The organism is Marinobacter sp. Hex_13 (assembly GCF_001566815.1).
In the GTDB taxonomy this organism is placed as follows: Bacteria; Pseudomonadota; Gammaproteobacteria; order Pseudomonadales; family Oleiphilaceae; genus Marinobacter; species Marinobacter salarius.
Window position 1 is genome coordinate 38,456 of the sequence record NZ_LSMM01000034.1, and the last position, 16,326, is coordinate 54,781.

General features: G+C 58.4%; 14 protein-coding genes and 1 pseudogene. 6 read left to right on the plus strand and 9 right to left on the minus strand.

Annotated elements, in window-relative coordinates:
• Window position 1: 1 nt before the first annotated feature.
• Window positions 2-1,744 (minus strand): peptide ABC transporter substrate-binding protein, encoded by a 1,743-nt coding sequence (locus AXW11_RS08820; RefSeq protein ID WP_091644376.1) that lies wholly within the window; start codon window positions 1,742-1,744, stop codon window positions 2-4.
• 145 nt (window positions 1,745-1,889) lie between these two features.
• Between AXW11_RS08820 and AXW11_RS08825 the strand changes: the two genes are divergently transcribed.
• The 3 genes from AXW11_RS08825 to AXW11_RS08835 all read left to right on the plus strand — a co-directional run bounded on the left by AXW11_RS08825 (window position 1,890) and on the right by AXW11_RS08835 (window position 6,945).
• Entirely contained in the window at window positions 1,890-3,167 is a 1,278-nt protein-coding gene (locus AXW11_RS08825) for an O-acetylhomoserine aminocarboxypropyltransferase/cysteine synthase family protein (RefSeq protein WP_036203937.1), read from the plus strand.
• 140 nt (window positions 3,168-3,307) lie between these two features.
• Entirely contained in the window at window positions 3,308-4,354 is a 1,047-nt protein-coding gene (gene lipA / locus AXW11_RS08830; RefSeq protein WP_036203934.1) for a lipoyl synthase, read from the plus strand.
• Window positions 4,355-4,458: 104 nt separating this feature from the next.
• The gene (locus AXW11_RS08835) at window positions 4,459-6,945 is read left to right on the plus strand and encodes an efflux RND transporter permease subunit (RefSeq protein ID WP_091644379.1); all 2,487 of its coding nucleotides are present in this window, start codon (window positions 4,459-4,461) and stop codon (window positions 6,943-6,945) included.
• Between the two features lie 167 nt (window positions 6,946-7,112).
• Here AXW11_RS08835 and AXW11_RS08840 read toward each other — a convergent pair whose 3' ends face one another.
• Window positions 7,113-7,553, minus strand: a complete 441-nt coding sequence (locus tag AXW11_RS08840; protein WP_036203929.1) for a Spy/CpxP family protein refolding chaperone — start codon at window positions 7,551-7,553, stop codon at window positions 7,113-7,115.
• Between the two features lie 220 nt (window positions 7,554-7,773).
• Here AXW11_RS08840 and ylqF point away from each other — a divergent pair, with 220 nt between their 5' ends.
• Entirely contained in the window at window positions 7,774-8,661 is an 888-nt protein-coding gene (gene ylqF, locus AXW11_RS08845; protein ID WP_041333456.1) for a ribosome biogenesis GTPase YlqF, read from the plus strand.
• Here ylqF and AXW11_RS08850 read toward each other — a convergent pair.
• Complete coding sequence (locus AXW11_RS08850; protein WP_228301253.1) at window positions 8,634-9,455, minus strand: helix-turn-helix transcriptional regulator; 822 nt, start codon at window positions 9,453-9,455, stop codon at window positions 8,634-8,636. The genes ylqF and AXW11_RS08850 overlap by 28 nt on opposite strands.
• A 40-nt stretch (window positions 9,456-9,495) precedes the next feature.
• A complete protein-coding gene (locus tag AXW11_RS08855; protein ID WP_091644382.1) occupies window positions 9,496-10,020 on the minus strand; it encodes an Mpo1 family 2-hydroxy fatty acid dioxygenase in 525 nt (174 codons plus the stop codon).
• 218 nt (window positions 10,021-10,238) lie between these two features.
• On the opposite strand from AXW11_RS08855, the gene fabB reads away from it, so the two are divergent.
• Window positions 10,239-11,447, plus strand: coding sequence for a beta-ketoacyl-ACP synthase I (gene fabB / locus AXW11_RS08860; protein ID WP_075194951.1), 1,209 nt, complete (start codon window positions 10,239-10,241; stop codon window positions 11,445-11,447).
• 13 nt (window positions 11,448-11,460) lie between these two features.
• On the opposite strand, the gene AXW11_RS08865 is transcribed toward fabB, so the two are convergent.
• On the minus strand, window positions 11,461-12,339 hold the full coding sequence (locus tag AXW11_RS08865; protein ID WP_075194950.1) for a sugar nucleotide-binding protein: 879 nt from the start codon (window positions 12,337-12,339) through the stop codon (window positions 11,461-11,463).
• A gap of 249 nt (window positions 12,340-12,588) precedes the next feature.
• On the opposite strand from AXW11_RS08865, the gene AXW11_RS08870 reads away from it, so the two are divergent.
• A complete protein-coding gene (locus tag AXW11_RS08870) occupies window positions 12,589-12,948 on the plus strand; it encodes a hypothetical protein (RefSeq protein WP_075194949.1) in 360 nt (119 codons plus the stop codon).
• Window positions 12,949-12,952: 4 nt separating this feature from the next.
• Here the strand turns inward: AXW11_RS08870 and alr are convergent, their stop codons facing one another.
• The 4 genes and pseudogenes from alr to AXW11_RS08890 all read right to left on the minus strand — a co-directional run.
• Window positions 12,953-14,053 (minus strand): alanine racemase, encoded by a 1,101-nt coding sequence (gene alr, locus AXW11_RS08875; protein WP_091644385.1) that lies wholly within the window; start codon window positions 14,051-14,053, stop codon window positions 12,953-12,955.
• Window positions 14,053-15,450, minus strand: a complete 1,398-nt coding sequence (gene dnaB / locus AXW11_RS08880; RefSeq protein WP_036203907.1) for a replicative DNA helicase — start codon at window positions 15,448-15,450, stop codon at window positions 14,053-14,055. Before dnaB ends, alr begins: the two co-directional genes overlap by 1 nt.
• Before the next feature lie 183 nt (window positions 15,451-15,633).
• Window positions 15,634-16,080 (minus strand): 50S ribosomal protein L9, encoded by a 447-nt coding sequence (gene rplI, locus AXW11_RS08885; RefSeq protein ID WP_085681535.1) that lies wholly within the window; start codon window positions 16,078-16,080, stop codon window positions 15,634-15,636.
• A 20-nt stretch (window positions 16,081-16,100) separates the two neighbouring features.
• Window positions 16,101-16,326, minus strand: a pseudogene (locus AXW11_RS08890) (hypothetical protein); the annotation flags it as partial.

Here is a 16,326-nt window from a genome sequence, read left to right on the forward strand (position 1 = left end):
CTCAGTCCGCAGTGATGTACATATCCTTGCTGTAAACAATGTTACGGGGATTCTTCTCCGGATAGCCCTTCAGGGACGGGCTCACCAGCGCCACCGTGGTGTTGAAGTACACCGGCACCACCGGAAACGCCTGCCACAGGATCTCCTCGGCCCTGACATAGTAGGGATTAGGGTCGTCGCTGGAACGGGCATCCAGCAGCAACTGGTCGTATGTTTCATTGCTCCAGCCGCCGTCGTTATTACCGCTGTCGCTGGTTAGCAGGGTCAGGAAGGTGGAGGCTTCGTTGTAATCCCCTTTCCAGCCAAACCGGGCGATACCATAGTTGCCAGCCTGCTTCTCGGAGAGGAAGGTTTTCCACTCCAGATTGCTGATGGTGACCTTTGCCCCCAGCTTCTCTTTCCACATCTGGCTGACCACGATGGCCAGCGCCTTGTGGCTCTCGTCGGTGTTGTAGAGCAGTTCGAATTCCAGTGGGTTGTCTTCATTGTAGCCGGCTTCCTCAAGGGCTTCGCGCGCCTCTTCGTCGCGGCGGGTCTGGGACCAGGTAGCGTACTCCGGCTGCCGGAAGTCGAAACCGCTGACGTAGGGCGGTGTCAGTGTGAATGCCGGCATCTGGTTGCCCCGGGTGATGTAGCTGACGATGATATTGCGGTCAATGGCGTAGGTCAGCGCCCGACGCACTCTCACGTCGTCAAAGGGCGGCCTGTCGACGTTGAAGGCATACATGTACGTGGCCATGCTGGGTACCATCACCAACTCTTTGGGCCGCTCTTTTTTCAACCGGGCCATCTGGGACACCGGCACCGTGGAGGTCATGTGCAGCTCGCCACTGGCGTAGCGCTGAAGCTCGGCGGACGAAGATTCGATCGGCAGGTAAACCACCCGGTCGATGATGGTGCTGTCATCCCCCCAGTAGCGGGGATTGCGAGCCGCCACCAGCTTCTCGCCGATATGCCAGGCGTTCAACGTATAGGCTCCGTTGGAAACCATCTTGCCAGGCCTAGTCCAGTCCTCGCCGTGGGCCTCGATGGCCTGGCGGGGGGCAGGAAACATCGTGTAGTGGACGGTCATATCCGGCAGGTAGGTGATCGGCTCGTCCAGGGTCACCTCGAAGGTGAAGTCGTCGACAGCGCGCACACCCAGCGTATCCGGTGTCTTTTCCCCTGCGATGATCTCGCCGGCATTGGCCACCCCGGCAGACTCGATGTAATACGCATAGTTTGAGCCTACCTCCGGGTCGACCGCCCGGCGCCACCCATACACGAAATCCTGGGCGGTAACGCGACTGCCATCGCTCCAGCGGCCGTCTTCACGGAGCTGGAATGTCCAGGTCAGGTTATTGTTCGATGAGGCCCAGGACGTCGCCATCGCCGGTTCGGTATCCCCTCTAGGGCCGCTGCGGGTCAACCCTTCGAACAGGTCAACCACGATGGCGCCACCCACGCTGTCCTGGACCAGCTGGGGGTCCAGGGAAGCAGGTTCACTGGCATTGCCACGAACAAGCACCTGCCTTTCGGCCAGTCTCTCACCGGTTTCCGGATGTTCCAGCAGACGGCTTTTCGGAGCGTTTACATCAGCGCCGGCTGGGGCCCGCCCACCATCATCTTCCGGATAATCATCACTGCAAGCGATCAGAAACAGGGAAAGCAGGACGGCCCAAGCGGCCCCCGTCTTGGAGCCAAGGGGGGGCGTTGTTGTCTGGCGGATGATGCCTGTTGTTATTTGCAGGTTTGTGGCTGTCATATCTGTTCGAACCTAGCGCGGAAACACGGAAGTCACAAGCCAATGAGGGTCAACATGAAACAATGCTCACGTTCCTGTGCCTGTGGCATACTCAATCGGGATGTTCGACCTCAACAACAACGCTTGATAAAAGGGATGCTCAACCATGAAACCGGAAACTCTCGCCCTTCACGCTGGCTTCAACGGCGATCCGACAACCAACGCCGCGACCACGCCCATCTACCAGACCACCTCCTACACGTTCGACGACACCCAACACGGTGCGGACCTGTTTGACCTGAAGGTACAGGGCAACATCTACACGCGCATCATGAACCCCACCAACGCCGTACTGGAGGAACGTATGGCGCAGCTTGAAGGTGGTGTGGGTGCGCTCGCAGTCGCCTCGGGCATGGCGGCCATCCTTTACTCGCTCCAGACCATCTGCAAAGTGGGGAATAACATTGTCAGCACCGGCCAGCTCTATGGCGGCACCTACAATCTGTTCGCCCACTCACTGCCGAACCAGGGCATCAACTGCCGCATGGTACGACACGATGATTTTGACGCGGTGGAGAAAGCCATTGATGACAATACCCGCGCCCTGTTCTGCGAATCCATTGGCAACCCGGCCGGTAATGTGGTTGATATCCAGCGCTGGGCGGACATTGCCCACAAACACGGCATTCCGCTGATCGTCGACAACACCGTGGCAACGCCTTTCCTGTGCCGGCCCTTCGAACACGGTGCAGACATCGTGGTGCACTCGCTGACCAAATACATCGGCGGCCACGGCACCACCGTAGCGGGTGTGGTGGTCGACTCCGGGAAGTTCGACTGGGCCGCCAACAAGGCGAAGTTCCCCATGCTCAACGAGCCGGACCCGTCCTACCACGGCGTGGTCTATACCGAAGCCCTTGGCGCAGCGGCTTTCATCGGGCGCTGCCGCGTGGTTCCCCTGCGCAATACCGGCGCCGCTCTGGCTCCGTTCAATGCCTTTTTGATCATGCAGGGCCTTGAAACACTCGGCCTGCGCATGGAAAGACACTGTGAAAACGCCGAAAAAGTGGCCAATTTCCTGCAAAACCATCCGTCGGTGGAATGGGTAAACTATGCCACCCTGGACGACAGCCCCTACAAAGCCACCTGCGACAAAATCTGCGGCGGCCGTGCGTCAGGCATTCTCAGTTTCGGCATCACCGGCGGGCTTGAGAATGGCGCGAAATTCATCGATGCCCTGCAACTGATCTACCGCCTGGTCAACATTGGTGATGCCAAATCCCTGGCCTGTCACCCCGCCACAACGACACACCGGCAGCTCAATCCGGAGGAACTGGCAAGTGCGGGCGTCAGTGAGGATCTGGTGCGCCTGTCCATTGGCATCGAACACGTGGATGACATCATTGCCGATATCAGCCAGGCGCTGGACAAAGCAACCGCCTGATGTGATTGCCGGGTACGACGAAAGTCGTGCCCGGAACCCCCGTGATTGTCCGTACCTGCCTTGTATCCTCCGCCGGCGCAGATTACCCTTTAGGGTCAGCCAAGCCTTTTATCCGCCGCCGAGAAGAGAGTCCCCCAGTAATGAGCGACAGTGCCAAATCACGCGTCACCAGTGGTTCAAAGTTCCGCAACGAACATGGATTCTCAGCGATCAAGGATGGCATCAAGCGCTCGGGCTCGGGCATCATCGACACCAAAACCCAGCGTAAACCGTCCTGGCTGCGTGCACGCATGCCCGGTGGCGAGCGCTATGAAGCGGTGCGCAAGAACGTCAGCGAACACCGGCTGAGCACGGTCTGCCAGGAATCCCATTGCCCGAACATCGGCGAATGCTGGGCCAACGGTACCGCCACCATTATGGTGATGGGCTCCGTGTGCACCCGCGCCTGCCGCTTCTGCGCCGTTGATACCGGCAACCCCAAAGGCTGGCTGGACCATGAGGAACCGGAAAATACCGCGAAGTCCGTTGAACTCATGGGCCTGCGCTATATCGTACTAACCTCCGTAGACCGGGACGATCTGGACGACGGCGGCGCCGCTCACTACGCAGCCTGCGTGTCCGCCATCAAGCAGCGCACTCCCCATGTCGCAGTGGAAGCCCTGACACCGGACTTTGACGCCGTCATGGCGCACGTTGAGAAGGTCGTGGACTCCGGCCTGGACGTTTTCGCACAGAACGTGGAAACCGTGAAGCGCCTGACCACCCGCGTGCGGGACCCCCGCGCCGGCTACGAGAAAACCCTCAGCGTACTGGCGCACGCCAAGCAATACCGTCCGGACGTGCTCACCAAGACCAGCCTGATGCTGGGCCTCGGTGAAACCGAAGAGGAAATCCTCGAAACCATGGACGACCTGCGGGCTATCGGCGTCGACATACTGACCCTGGGCCAGTATCTGCGCCCCACTCAGAACCACCTGCCGGTAGAACATTACGTAACCCCGGACGACTTTAATCGCTACCGCGAGATTGGCCTGGAAAAAGGTTTCATGGAAGTGCCGTCAGGCCCCATGGTGCGTTCCAGCTACCGTGCCGATCGTGTGTTCGAAAAGAATAACCTGGGCCTTGCGGTGCCAGACGTACCTGCTTCCTCCAACGCACAGCAGATTCCGGTCAAAGCGGTAGACTGAACCACTGATCAATTCCCTGGAATAGGCCTCAAACAGGGGCACCGTCGACGGACAGTTTGTGGCACACTCTGCACTCGCTTTCACTGTGTAGGGTAATTCTTACGATGTCCTGGCTTCGATCTTTCTATGACCGGCTGATTTTCCCCCGTCCTGTTCTGGTACTTCTGCTGTTTGGTGCCCTGCTGTTGATAGCCAGCCTGCGGCTGGACCAGTTCCGCCTGGATGCCTCGGCCGAGTCGCTGGTTCTTGAAGATGATCGCTCCCTGGAGCAGTACCGGGAAGTGAACCGCCGCTTCACTACCTCCGACGATTTTCTCGTTGTTACCTATACGCCCGACCAGGAATTGTTCAGCAACGAGGGCCTGGCGTTGCTGGCGTCATTGCGAGATGAGCTCGCAGCCCTGGAGAATGTCAGCTCCACCAACAGCATTCTCAACGTCCCCCTGCTCCACAGCCCAGACCTGACCCTGGACACCGTTAACTCAGAGATCAAGACCATTGACGAGGACGACGTTACTCCGGACACCGCCAAAAAAGCGCTGCTCAACAATCCACTGTACCCCAACCTGCTGATCAGTGAAGACGCGCGCACCACTGCGATACAGGTGAATCTGCCCACTCCCGAGCGCTATTTTGAACTGCTCCGGGAGCGCAACGAGCTGCGGGATAAAGTGCAGAGCGGCCAAGCCTCGGCAGAAGAACAGCAAAGACTGGAAACCGTCAGCCAGGCATTCATCGAGTTCACCGAGGCCCAGGGCGAGGAAAGGGACCGCACCATCAAACGGGTCAGGGGCATCCTCGACAGCTACCGTGACCGCGCCGAGATCTACCTGGGCGGCGTACCCATGATCGTTGCCGACATGATCCGTTTCATCCAGAACGACCTGTCCACCTTCGGTGTTGGTGTGCTGATCTTCCTGCTGTTGACCCTGGCAATCATTTTCCGCCAGTGGCGCTGGGTGCTGGTACCACTGTTGTGCTGCAGCTTTACGGTGTGGCTGGTGATTGGTTACCTGAGCTGGGCGCAATGGCCAGTCACGGTGATCTCATCCAATTTCGTGTCGTTGCTGCTGATCATGACCCTGTCGCTGACCATCCACCTGATCGTTCGCTATCGGGAGTTCCAGCACGACGACCCTGAAGCCGAATCACGGGATACGCTGCGGCACACCTTGCTGGCGATGATCAAACCCTGCTTCTACATGGCCATCACCACCATTGTTGCTTTCGGCTCGCTTACCTTCAGCGGTATCCGCCCGGTGATCGATTTTGGCTGGATGATGACCATCGGCCTGACCGTGGCCTTCCTCATCACATTTATCATCTTCCCGGCCCTGCTGGCACTGCTGCCACCGCCGGTGGACGACCGGGTTCGCTCCAACCGAATTCCCTTTACCGATTGGTTTGCGCGGTTTACCGAGCACTACGGCAAAACCGTACTAGTCGGCTCCGCCATCCTCGCGGTGCTCTGCGTCATCGGCCTAAACCGCCTGACGGTGGAAAACAGCTTCATCGACTACTTCAAGTCCAGCACCGAAATCCACCAGGGCATGATCACCATTGATGACCGTCTGGGAGGCACGACCCCACTGGATGTGGTAATCACAGACGAGAAACCACCCGAAAGCGAAGCCGGCGGCGACCCCTTTGCCAGTGATTGCGATCCGTTTGTGGAGGACTGCGAGGGTGCCGAGGAATACCGGGACACCTGGTTCACCTATCAGAAGATGGACCGCCTGGGTAAGGTTCACGACTACCTGGACAGCCTGCCAGAGACCGGCAAGGTCATGTCCATCGACACCACCCTGGACATCCTTGCCCAGGTTAACGGTGGCGAGCCCCTGAATGCCCTGGAACTGGCGTTCGTACCCTCGGCGGTGCCGGACGATCTGAAGGACATTCTTCTGACCCCCTACATCAGCGAAGAACACGACCAGGCCCGCTTCAGCATCCGCATCCTGGAGACCTCCCCGGACCTGCGCCGGCAGGCATTGCTGGACCGCATACGCACTCACCTCACTGAAGAAATGGGCTTTGAGGACGATCAGGTGAAGCTCACGGGCATGACGGTGATGTACAACAACATGCTGCAAAGCCTGTTCGATTCCCAGATCAAGACCATCGGCATTGTGTTCCTAGCCATCATGGTGATGTTCCTGATCCTGTTCCGGTCGATAAAGCTGGCGCTGATCGGCATGGCCCCGAACCTGATCGCGGCGGGTTCGGTGCTGGGTCTGATGGGCTGGCTGGGCATTCCGCTGGATATGATGACGATCACGGTGGCGGCCATCACGGTGGGGATCGCAGTGGACGATACCATTCACTACATCCACCGTTTCAAGACGGAATTCGAGAAAGACGGCGACTACCTCGCCACCATGCACCGCTGCCACCGCAGTATCGGGCAGGCGATGTTCTTTACCTCGCTGACGATTATCACCGGGTTTTCGATCCTGGTGCTGTCGAATTTCATCCCGACCATCTACTTCGGGTTGTTTACGGGCTTTGCCATGTTTATGGCTCTGGTGGGGGCGCTTACGTTGTTGCCTCGGCTTATTGTGCTGGTTAAGCCGTTCGGGGCTGAATTGTGAGTAACACTCTCCTAGCCTTCACAATTTGGTGATTGTCGCACCGATGTAGGCCCGCCCCGCCGCGACCTGACTCCCAACCAGCAGGCTACCGTCACAAAAAAAACCGCCCAAGCCAGAGGCAAAGGCGGTTTTTTCGGGCTCCGGGGGTTAACCCGGAAAACAGATGTTTACTGCATACCCTGCTGCATCTGACGCTGCTGTTGCATCTGCTGCTGCATTTGCTGCATGCGCTTGTTCAACTCGTCACGCTGCTCCTGAGTGAACACAGCATCCACCTTGGCCTGCATCAGAGTAGACATTGCTGTCATCTCGCCAGTTACATCACCCAGCTTCTCGGCGTTGTCACGAATCGCGTCTTCGTCGTAATCCGGCTTGATCTGAGCCTGGATCTGCTGCTGCAGTTGCTGGGCTTCGCCCTGAAGCTCCTGAATCTCAGCCTGCATCTCTTCAATGATGCCGCGAATTTCTTTCTGCTGGTCTTCACTCAAGCCAACCATCTGAGCCAGCTGATCAACCTGGTCCGGCTGCCCGCCAGATTGCTGCGCCATCGCCGGAGAAGACAGCCCGATAGCAATCAGGGCAATTCCGAACAGTTTCACGAGCTTCATAGAAATCTCCACTAATCGATTATTTAAGTCGCTTTGGGTTTTCGAGCCCTACACCCTAAATCAAAACAACCGGGTATTTCACCCCGAACCCCCTTCTTTTTGTACATACTTCACACCCTCACATGCCTCAGCTCCCACCATGGGCGGGTTGAGAGAAATGTGAAAATTTAGTCATTCCCGTCCATAATGGCGCCGTTCAGCCACTTCAGGAGTATCAACCATGGCCATTAACTGGTTTCCAGGGCACATGCACAAGGCCCGCAAGGAAATCAAAAAGGTAATGCCCCAGATGGATCTCATTATCGAGGTCGTGGACGCGCGCCTGCCGTTCAGCAGTGAAAATCCGCTGGTCCCTGCCCTGCGCGGCGATACGCCCGTCATCAAGGTGCTTAACAAGCGAGATTTGGCTGACCCGGCCATTACCGAACAATGGCTCGGCTGGTTGGAAAAGGAACGTGGCGTTCGGGCCATCACCATGACCCACAACCAGCGCGCGGAAGCCCTCGACATCCTGCGACTGGCCGGTGAAATGACGCCGGATCATGATCGCCAGAAACGGGCGTTGCGGGTGATGATCCTGGGCATCCCCAATGTCGGGAAGTCCACGCTGATCAATACTATGGCGGGCCGGCCGGCGGCCAAGACCGGAAATGAGCCCGCAGTGACCCGGGCGCAGCAGGCCATCAAACTGCCAGACAACGTTCTGCTCTATGACACACCGGGGTTTCTCTGGCCCAAGCTGTCTCCGGAAGCCTGCGGATACCGCCTGGCTATTAGTGGCGCCATTCGCAGTGCGGTGATTGAGTTTGAGGACGTGGCGTTATTCGAGGCGGATTACCTGCTGGACGCGTATCCCGAACTGGCAATGGCGCGCTACGGGTTTGAAGAAAGGCCCCGGGACGGCCTGGCACTGATGGACGGCATCGCGGAAAAACGACGGTTCCTGGGGAGAGGCGGGGTTCCGGACCTGCACAAGGTGTCGGAAATACTGCTCAACGAATTCCGCTCCGGGAAGCTCGGGCGAATTTCGCTGGAGACGCCCGCCATGGTCGAGCAGGAAGCCCGGGAAGAGGCTGAACGTCAACGCGAGAAATCCGACAAAGCCTGATCATCGAGACCACAACGGCATACGTTGAACCATCCCGCCGCCACATAGGCGGACGGCAGTGCGTCGAACATATCACGTGCCGTGCGAACCAGATGGGGCTGGTCGTAGAACCCGGCCTCTGTCGCCAACCGGGAGACGGATATACCCGGTTTCCAGAACGCCAATGCCCGGTTGATCTTCAGGTGCAGGAGAAAGCGGCGCAGCGGCACGCCCGTTTCCTGGCGAAACAGATGCGTCAGCCGTGACGAGGACAGCCCGACACTTTGAGCCAGAGCGTTCAGTTCCAGGCGTTCCGGCAGTTCTGCCCTCAGCTTCCCGCAAATGCCCGCTATACGGTCGTCCAGCGCAACGGGCGCGTGCCCGCTCTGAGAGATCACTCTTGCCAGCGCGCAAGCCATGGCCTCGCAGTCAGTCGCCCCGGGATCAGGCAGACCCACACCGGTCAACGAAAGATCCGTGGAGGCCATGCCTGCCGTAACGGATTTCAGGGACCGCCAGTAAACGCTGTCGGGGTCGAGCTGGACGCTCCAGATTCTGGCCTCCCCAGGCTCCAGTGCCTGGGGAACGTCAGGGGCTACGATGGCGGCGCGGGTTTCCCGCCATTCACCGTCCACAGCCAGCCGAAAGGGACTGTCGAGCCCGACCAGCAAGGAAGCGCTTATGTGGCGGTGTGAGCGGTTGGGCATCAACTGTCCGAGTACCTGCCAGTGATCCTGCCACAAAAACAAGGTGCCCTTGTGGCCCTGACCGCTCGTTGGCGTTTTGAAGGGCGGTGCCTGCATGGTGTCACTCAACTCTGCATTTCCCTGCAAGCATACCTCAAGCAGCCTTGGTTCAGTGACTCTGAGGCTGGCGCCCACCGTCATGGCCACCCTGGGCATAAGGTACCGGTATGCCCAGCTTCGCCGCAAACTCGATGCTAACGAAGATCGGCCCGATCAGCAGGAACACAAGGTCTTCCACGAACGACGGCTTCTTGCCTTCAATTTTATGGCCGACCACCTGGACCGCCCAGGCAACGATCCAGACCACAAGGCTGGTCCAGAACAGGGACAGACCGCTGGCCAGCACACTCTGTATGGCCCACAAAGACAGTACAAACCAGCCCGCCATCAATACGAACACCCAAAGCGACAAACGCAGATAGACGATACCCGACAAGCCCGCGAGAATCGTGGCGCCGTTGACCCAATAGGCCCCAGAGCCAGAAAGGCCAAGCCAACTGCCTACCGGTATCAGCCAGAACAATCCCAGTGTTGATATCAGGATTGCCGGAACGCAGGCAATATGGACCCACTGGTTGACGGTGTTCTGATGGCTGTCGCCGTAGTCATGCAGAAATTGAGACAGTGAACGCACGGTGAATCTCCCTCGGGTTATTGTTGATAAACGCCATCTTACCAACGTCCATGATCGCAGCCTTGTACGTAACGGCTATGCCAGCTCGCCTGGCCTCTTCTTGCACCTTACCAAGGTCAAATATCGCCGCAGCGCCAAAGCGCCTAGACTGATGGTTATAGTCAGAGACAGAGGGGACCGGCCCGGTTCGCGGTGCAGGCCCTGCTAAGGAGGAAAGTATGAGACGGGTTGTAGTTACCGGAATGGGCATTGTTTCCTGCCTCGGCAACTCCACGGATGCGGTGCTGGAAAGCCTCAAGGCCGGCAAATCGGGCATCCGGTTCAATGAAACCTATCGTGACATGGGCTTCCGCAGCCAGGTGGCAGGTTCTGTTGATGTGGATACGTCGGTCATCGACCGTAAAACCCGACGCTTCATGGGCCAGTCGGCGATGTACAGCTACCTCGCCATGGAGCAGGCCATTGCGTCCTCACGATTGACAGACGATCTGGTCTCCAATGACCGTACCGGCCTGATTGCCGGCTCCGGCGGCGCGTCCAGCGCCAGCCAGGTCGAGGCCGTCGACATCATGCGTGAAAAAGGTGTCAAACGCATCGGGCCCTACATGGTGCCACGGATCATGACCAGTACCGTCTCGGCCTGCCTGGCCACTGCCTTCAAAATTCGCGGCGTGAATTACTCCATGTCGTCCGCCTGCGCCACCAGCGCCCACTGTATTGGCCACGCCGCGGAGCAGATCCAGTCTGGCAAGCAGGACATTGTATTCGCTGGCGGTGGCGAGGAAGAGGACTGGAGCCTGACCATGCTGTTCGACGCCATGGGCGCCTTGTCCACCAAGTATAACGATGCCCCGGAAACCGCATCCAGACCCTTCGACGCCGGTCGTGATGGATTCGTTATCGCAGGGGGTGGCGGCATGGTGGTAATGGAAGAGCTTGAGCATGCCCTCAAGCGCGGTGCCCCCATTATTGCCGAGCTGACCGGTTATGGCGCCACGTCCGACGGACACGACATGGTCGCCCCCTCTGGCGAAGGCGCCATGCGTTGCATGCAACAGGCGCTGTCCACGGTTGAGACACCGGTGGATTACATCAATGCACACGGCACCAGCACGCCGGTGGGCGATGTGGCGGAGATGAAGGCGGTACGGAACGTCTTCGGTGATAAAGTGCCGCAGATTTCGTCCACAAAGTCGCTATCCGGCCACTCTTTGGGCGCATCGGGTGTTCATGAAGCGATCTATTCCCTGATCATGCTGCAGAACGGATTTATTGCGGGCACTAAAAACCTGACAAACCTGGATGACACCATTGCCGGAATGCCGGTTGTGGGGCCTGATTCCAAAGCGGCGCCACTGAATACAGTGATGTCCAACAGCTTCGGGTTCGGCGGCACCAATGCCTCGCTGGTATTCGGAAAAGCCTGACTTCCTGACGAGCCTAGCTTGTGGGCTCGTCCGTGAGTTCCTTGCCGCCGTTCAGGGACAGTAGCTCCAGCTCCTCGGCCAACCCCGAACGCCACGGGAGCTGCTTGACGCCAAAGGTGTTGCGGATCTTGGTGCAGATCATGGTGGCGTTCGCGGGCTCCAGGGTTGCCCATGCGGGCGTTTCATCCACCACCCGGATACCATCGGGAATACCCCTCAAACCGGTGATTGCAAGCCCCAGCTCATAGAGAGAGATATCTTCCGCACCGGCATACTGATAGGTGCCCCACACCTCCGCACCACAGTCTATCTGCTGCACAATCGCGGTAATCACCCGGGCAAGATCACTGACAGTCACAGGTTGGCCACGGCATTTACCGGGTAACTTGATGGTGTCGGACCCTGCGGCAACGGACTGCACCTTGCGAACAAAGCGCCCCAGGCTCCAGCCCGTCCTCAGAATGATATGCCGCGGCAACAACGTTCTCAGCGCCTGTTCGCATTCCCACTGCCAGTTACCCAGCTCGTTACAGGGCTGACCGGGATTGGAGGCAATATAGGCACTCTGCTTTCGGCCGTCGAACACGTATGAAGACGACAACTGCAACAACGCGATATTGTGCTCACAGGCGTGCTCAGCCAGTGCCACAGGCAACGAAAACGACGCCTTGTGGGCCAACTCGGGGTTCTTTTCCGCACTTTCAGGGTCCGCAAGCCAAAGCGCGTTCACGATCAGATCAGTGTCGTCGGGAACCCAGCCTTCCAGCGCCGAAAGATCCGCGGTTTCAAGCTCGCTGATCAGCAACGGGCTGACATGGAGCGAGGTATTCCTTAAACGCTCCAGCAATACCCGCCCCAATGGGCCATAATCATGAACTACAAGAACGTGCACGAGCGCTCATCGCCTCCGGTTTCTATCTTCGCAACGGGTAACAATACCGTTGCCACTTTATCGGTATGCTGCTGTAAGTCTTTACCACACTGTAATCGTTCCCACAGCTTGTTGGAACGCGTGCACGGGATATCACTGATATGACGGGCACCCGATACCGTTCGAGCCAATGGCACGCGATGTACACCCCATAGAATACGTGTCGGAGTACTGAGCAGACCTGACGAGCATACAACAACAGGATCCTACATGCTGAAACAACAAAGCCATATCGTTGCCCCCATCCCGGATGAGCTCCGCACCCGCGCACTTTATACCGTCAATGAGCTCCGGGAGCGGGGAAAGGCGGACAAGATAGCCATCGACAAACTGTTCGAACTGATTGTCGAGATGACCGACAACGGTCTGGATTTCTTTTTCCTGGAACCCCTGCGCCGGCTGAATGCCAGCAGCATGCTGATGGGTATGGCCAGAATGGGCATCGGCAGCATGCTCAAAGGCAGCAAGATGGTCGTCCACAAAGTCCTGAAGAAACTGGACGACCGCAGCCTGGCCGCGATTCTCGACTTCATCGAGGAAATCATCCACGAGCCGGAACCCGCTTCCTGATCACCTACCCTGCTGCGGTGTTGCCCGAATCCTCGTACAGCCTGGGCACCCGGGCTGTAATACCCGTTAGCAGTTCGTAGCCAATGGTACCGGCGTGTTGCGCCACTTCATCCACACTGACATGCCGCCCCCAGAGCTCCACAGGGTCGCCAGGACAGGCGTCAGGGGCGCCCGTCAGGTCCACGGCCAGCATGTCCATGGACACCCTGCCAATCAGGCGTATGCGGTTACCGCCGACCCACGCCGGAGTGCCCGTGCCGGCATGGCGAGGATAGCCATCACCATAGCCAATGGCCACAATCCCCATTCGTGTTTCCTGAGTCGCGGTCCAGCTGTAGCCATAGCCCACGGACTCTCCCGGTTGTAGCGTTCGCACGGCGGTTAAAGGGGCTTCCAGTGTCATTACCGCTTCCAGTCCCAGCTCCGGGCCAGTCTTGCCCAAGGTCGGGGAGGCGCCATAAAGCATGATGCCGGGACGGGTCCAGTCGAACGACGGCTGGGCAGGAAGAAAATGGGCGGCGGAATTGGACGCGCTTTTCTCAAGTTTTGGCCAGTCCACCACGGCTTCACTGAATATCCGCGTCTGCTGGTCCGTGTCATCGCCGGAGATATCATCCGCACAGGCAAAGTGCGTTACGAAACCCGCCACCTTCTCCGCCGCGGCAATGGTACCCAGTCGTGCCATAACATCGGCCAGTGCGCTCGGCGCGAAACCAAGCCGATTCATGCCGGTATTCACTTTTACCCAGACCGTCGGCGTCCCACCAGCCTGCTCCAGCCAGTCCAACTGATAATGACTGTGGACCACCACTTCAAAACCTTCGCGAACACACATCGCGACGTCCTCGGCACTGTGCATGCCCTGCAACAACACCACAGGATGGTCAACACCGGCCTCACGGATCGCCAGGGCTTCTTCCAGACAGGCAACGGCAAATTTGGGTGCATCGCTCGCCAGGGCCCGTGCGACTTCACGGATGCCATGGCCATAGCCATCGGCCTTGATAACGGCCATCGCCCGGGCCGGGCTGGCCAGCCGACAGGCGAGGCGATAGTTGTGGCGGAGTGCACGGGTATCAATACGGGCAAGGGTCTTCCGTGGCATTAATAATCCCCGCCGTAATCGCCGTGGGCCAGATCCTCGAACTTGGTGTACTTGCCGATGAAGGCCAGTCGCACAGTGCCAATGGGGCCGTTACGTTGCTTACCGATGATGATTTCGGCAATGCCCTTGTCGGAGGTGTCTTCGTTGTAGACCTCATCCCGATAGACAAACATGATGACGTCCGCGTCCTGCTCGATCGCACCGGATTCCCGCAGGTCCGAGTTGACCGGGCGCTTGTTCGGCCGCTGCTCCAGGCTCCGGTTCAGCTGCGAAAGCGCCACGACCGGGCAGCTGAGCTCCTTGGCGATCCCTTTCAGGGAACGGGAGATCTCGGAAATCTCGGCGGTCCGGCCCTCGGTGTTGCCGGGCACCCGCATCAACTGGAGGTAATCGACCATGATCAGGCCGAGCTTGCCTTCGTTCTCCCGGGCAATACGACGAGCCCGGGAACGCATTTCGGTTGGGCTCAGACCAGGCGTGTCGTCGATATAAAGCGGCTTGTCTTTCAGCAGACTCACCGCGGATGTCAGCCTGGGCCAGTCGTCCTCTTCAAGCTTACCGCTACGAATCCGGCTCTGATCAATACGCCCTAATGACGACAACATACGCATGACCAGCGCATCCGCCGGCATTTCCATACTGAACACCAGAATCGGCGCGCCGGTGCTTATCAAGGCGTTCTCGACGATGTTCATGGCAAAGGTGGTTTTACCCATGGACGGTCGCCCCGCCACGATCAACAGATCCGAGGGCTGCATCCCCGACGTCCACTCGTCCAGGTCCTTGAAGCCCGTAGTCAGACCCGTTGTAGTCTCGCCGGACTCGAACAGCTCCTCAATGCGACTGAGGGCCTTGGTGAGAATCGGGTTGATGGCCTGGGGGCCGGAGCCTTCCTTGACCCGCGATTCGGCGATCTGGAAGACGTTACGCTCGGCTTCATCCAGGATCTCGTTGCTGTTCCGGCCCTGGGGGTTAAACGCCGAATCGGATATCTCGCCGGACACCTGCACCAGTTGTCGCAGAATAGAGCGCTCCCGCACAATCTCGGCATAGGCGCGGATATTGGCGGCACCGGGTGTCTTCTCGGCCAGCTCTGCCAGGTAGGAAAGCCCACCCGCGTCTTCGATATCACCAGCACGCTCCAGGAATTCGGTCAGCGTGACAACATCAAGCGGTTCGCTTTCGCCCGCCAGTCGCTCGGCAGCACCAAAAATGAGGCGGTGATCCTGGCGGTAAAAGTCGCCAGCGGAAATGATCTCCGAGATTTCATCAAATCGGCGGTTGTCCAGCATCAGGCCACCAAGCACCGCCTGTTCGGCCTCCACGGAATGAGGTGGAACCTTGATTCGGCTGGTCTCAGGGTCGCTGTTTACCGGTTTGAAATTCGGGTTGGCCATGGAAACGTCTTCGTCTGGGCATCACATCCGTGACAGTTTACGGGGATTGTCGATGCGATGGGAGAGCTACGGAAAACACAAATCATACACCAGAAAGCAACAGGCCCGGAATCCACCTGAGTGGATTCCGGGCCTGTATGGCTGCACCGGGTAGTAACCCGATGTTCAGACTAAACCGTCAATTTACTCGGCCACAACAGCCAGGTTAATGTGAACGGTTACGTCAGAGTGCAGCTGAAGCTCGATTTCGTACTCGCCAACCACGCGGAGCGGGCCTTCGGGCAGACGAACTTCACTTTTCTCAACGTCGGTACCGGTGGCGGTAATCGCATCTGCGATGTCACGCACACCGATGGAGCCGAACAGCTTGCCTTCTTCACCAGCCTTGGAGGTAATGGTGACTGAGGCGCCTTCCAGAGCTTCGCCACGAGCCTGAGCTGCAGACAGCTTCTCAGCTGCCGCTTTTTCCAGCTCTGCACGGCGCTCTTCGAACGCTTTCAGGTTGTCAGCGGTTGCCGCAACAGCCTTGCCATAAGGCAGCAGAAAATTACGACCGTAACCGGCCTTTACCTTGACCTTGTCACCCAGTGAACCAAGGTTTGCTACTTTTTCGAGCAGAATAACATCCATCTCGTTAACCTCTTCGTGCTTTATTCAGCCGGGCCGGAGGGCTTCATTCGCCTCCGGATATCCAGCCAGCTATCCACAAAAGCCAGAACTACCAACAGAATCATCAGGCTTGGACCAAGCAGTACCAGCGCCAGGTAGAACAGCACCAACCACTGACCACTCAGATTCTTACGACCGACAACGCCATGAACCAGGGACAGACCCGCCACAAACAGCGGCAAACCTCCAACCCAGCCCAGCAACATG

Excerpts from the sequence above, each read along its gene's own strand:
- AXW11_RS08820 (WP_091644376.1), bottom strand. The coding sequence starts at position 1,744 with ATGACAGCCACAAACCTGCAAATAACAACAGGCATCATCCGCCAGACA.
- AXW11_RS08825 (WP_036203937.1), top strand. The coding sequence starts at position 1,890 with ATGAAACCGGAAACTCTCGCCCTTCACGCTGGCTTCAACGGCGATCCG.
- lipA (WP_036203934.1), top strand. The coding sequence starts at position 3,308 with ATGAGCGACAGTGCCAAATCACGCGTCACCAGTGGTTCAAAGTTCCGC.
- AXW11_RS08835 (WP_091644379.1), top strand. The coding sequence starts at position 4,459 with ATGTCCTGGCTTCGATCTTTCTATGACCGGCTGATTTTCCCCCGTCCT.
- AXW11_RS08840 (WP_036203929.1), bottom strand. The coding sequence starts at position 7,553 with ATGAAGCTCGTGAAACTGTTCGGAATTGCCCTGATTGCTATCGGGCTG.
- ylqF (WP_041333456.1), top strand. The coding sequence starts at position 7,774 with ATGGCCATTAACTGGTTTCCAGGGCACATGCACAAGGCCCGCAAGGAA.
- fabB (WP_075194951.1), top strand. The coding sequence starts at position 10,239 with ATGAGACGGGTTGTAGTTACCGGAATGGGCATTGTTTCCTGCCTCGGC.
- AXW11_RS08870 (WP_075194949.1), top strand. The coding sequence starts at position 12,589 with ATGCTGAAACAACAAAGCCATATCGTTGCCCCCATCCCGGATGAGCTC.
- alr (WP_091644385.1), bottom strand. The coding sequence starts at position 14,053 with ATGCCACGGAAGACCCTTGCCCGTATTGATACCCGTGCACTCCGCCAC.
- dnaB (WP_036203907.1), bottom strand. The coding sequence starts at position 15,450 with ATGGCCAACCCGAATTTCAAACCGGTAAACAGCGACCCTGAGACCAGC.
- rplI (WP_085681535.1), bottom strand. The coding sequence starts at position 16,080 with ATGGATGTTATTCTGCTCGAAAAAGTAGCAAACCTTGGTTCACTGGGT.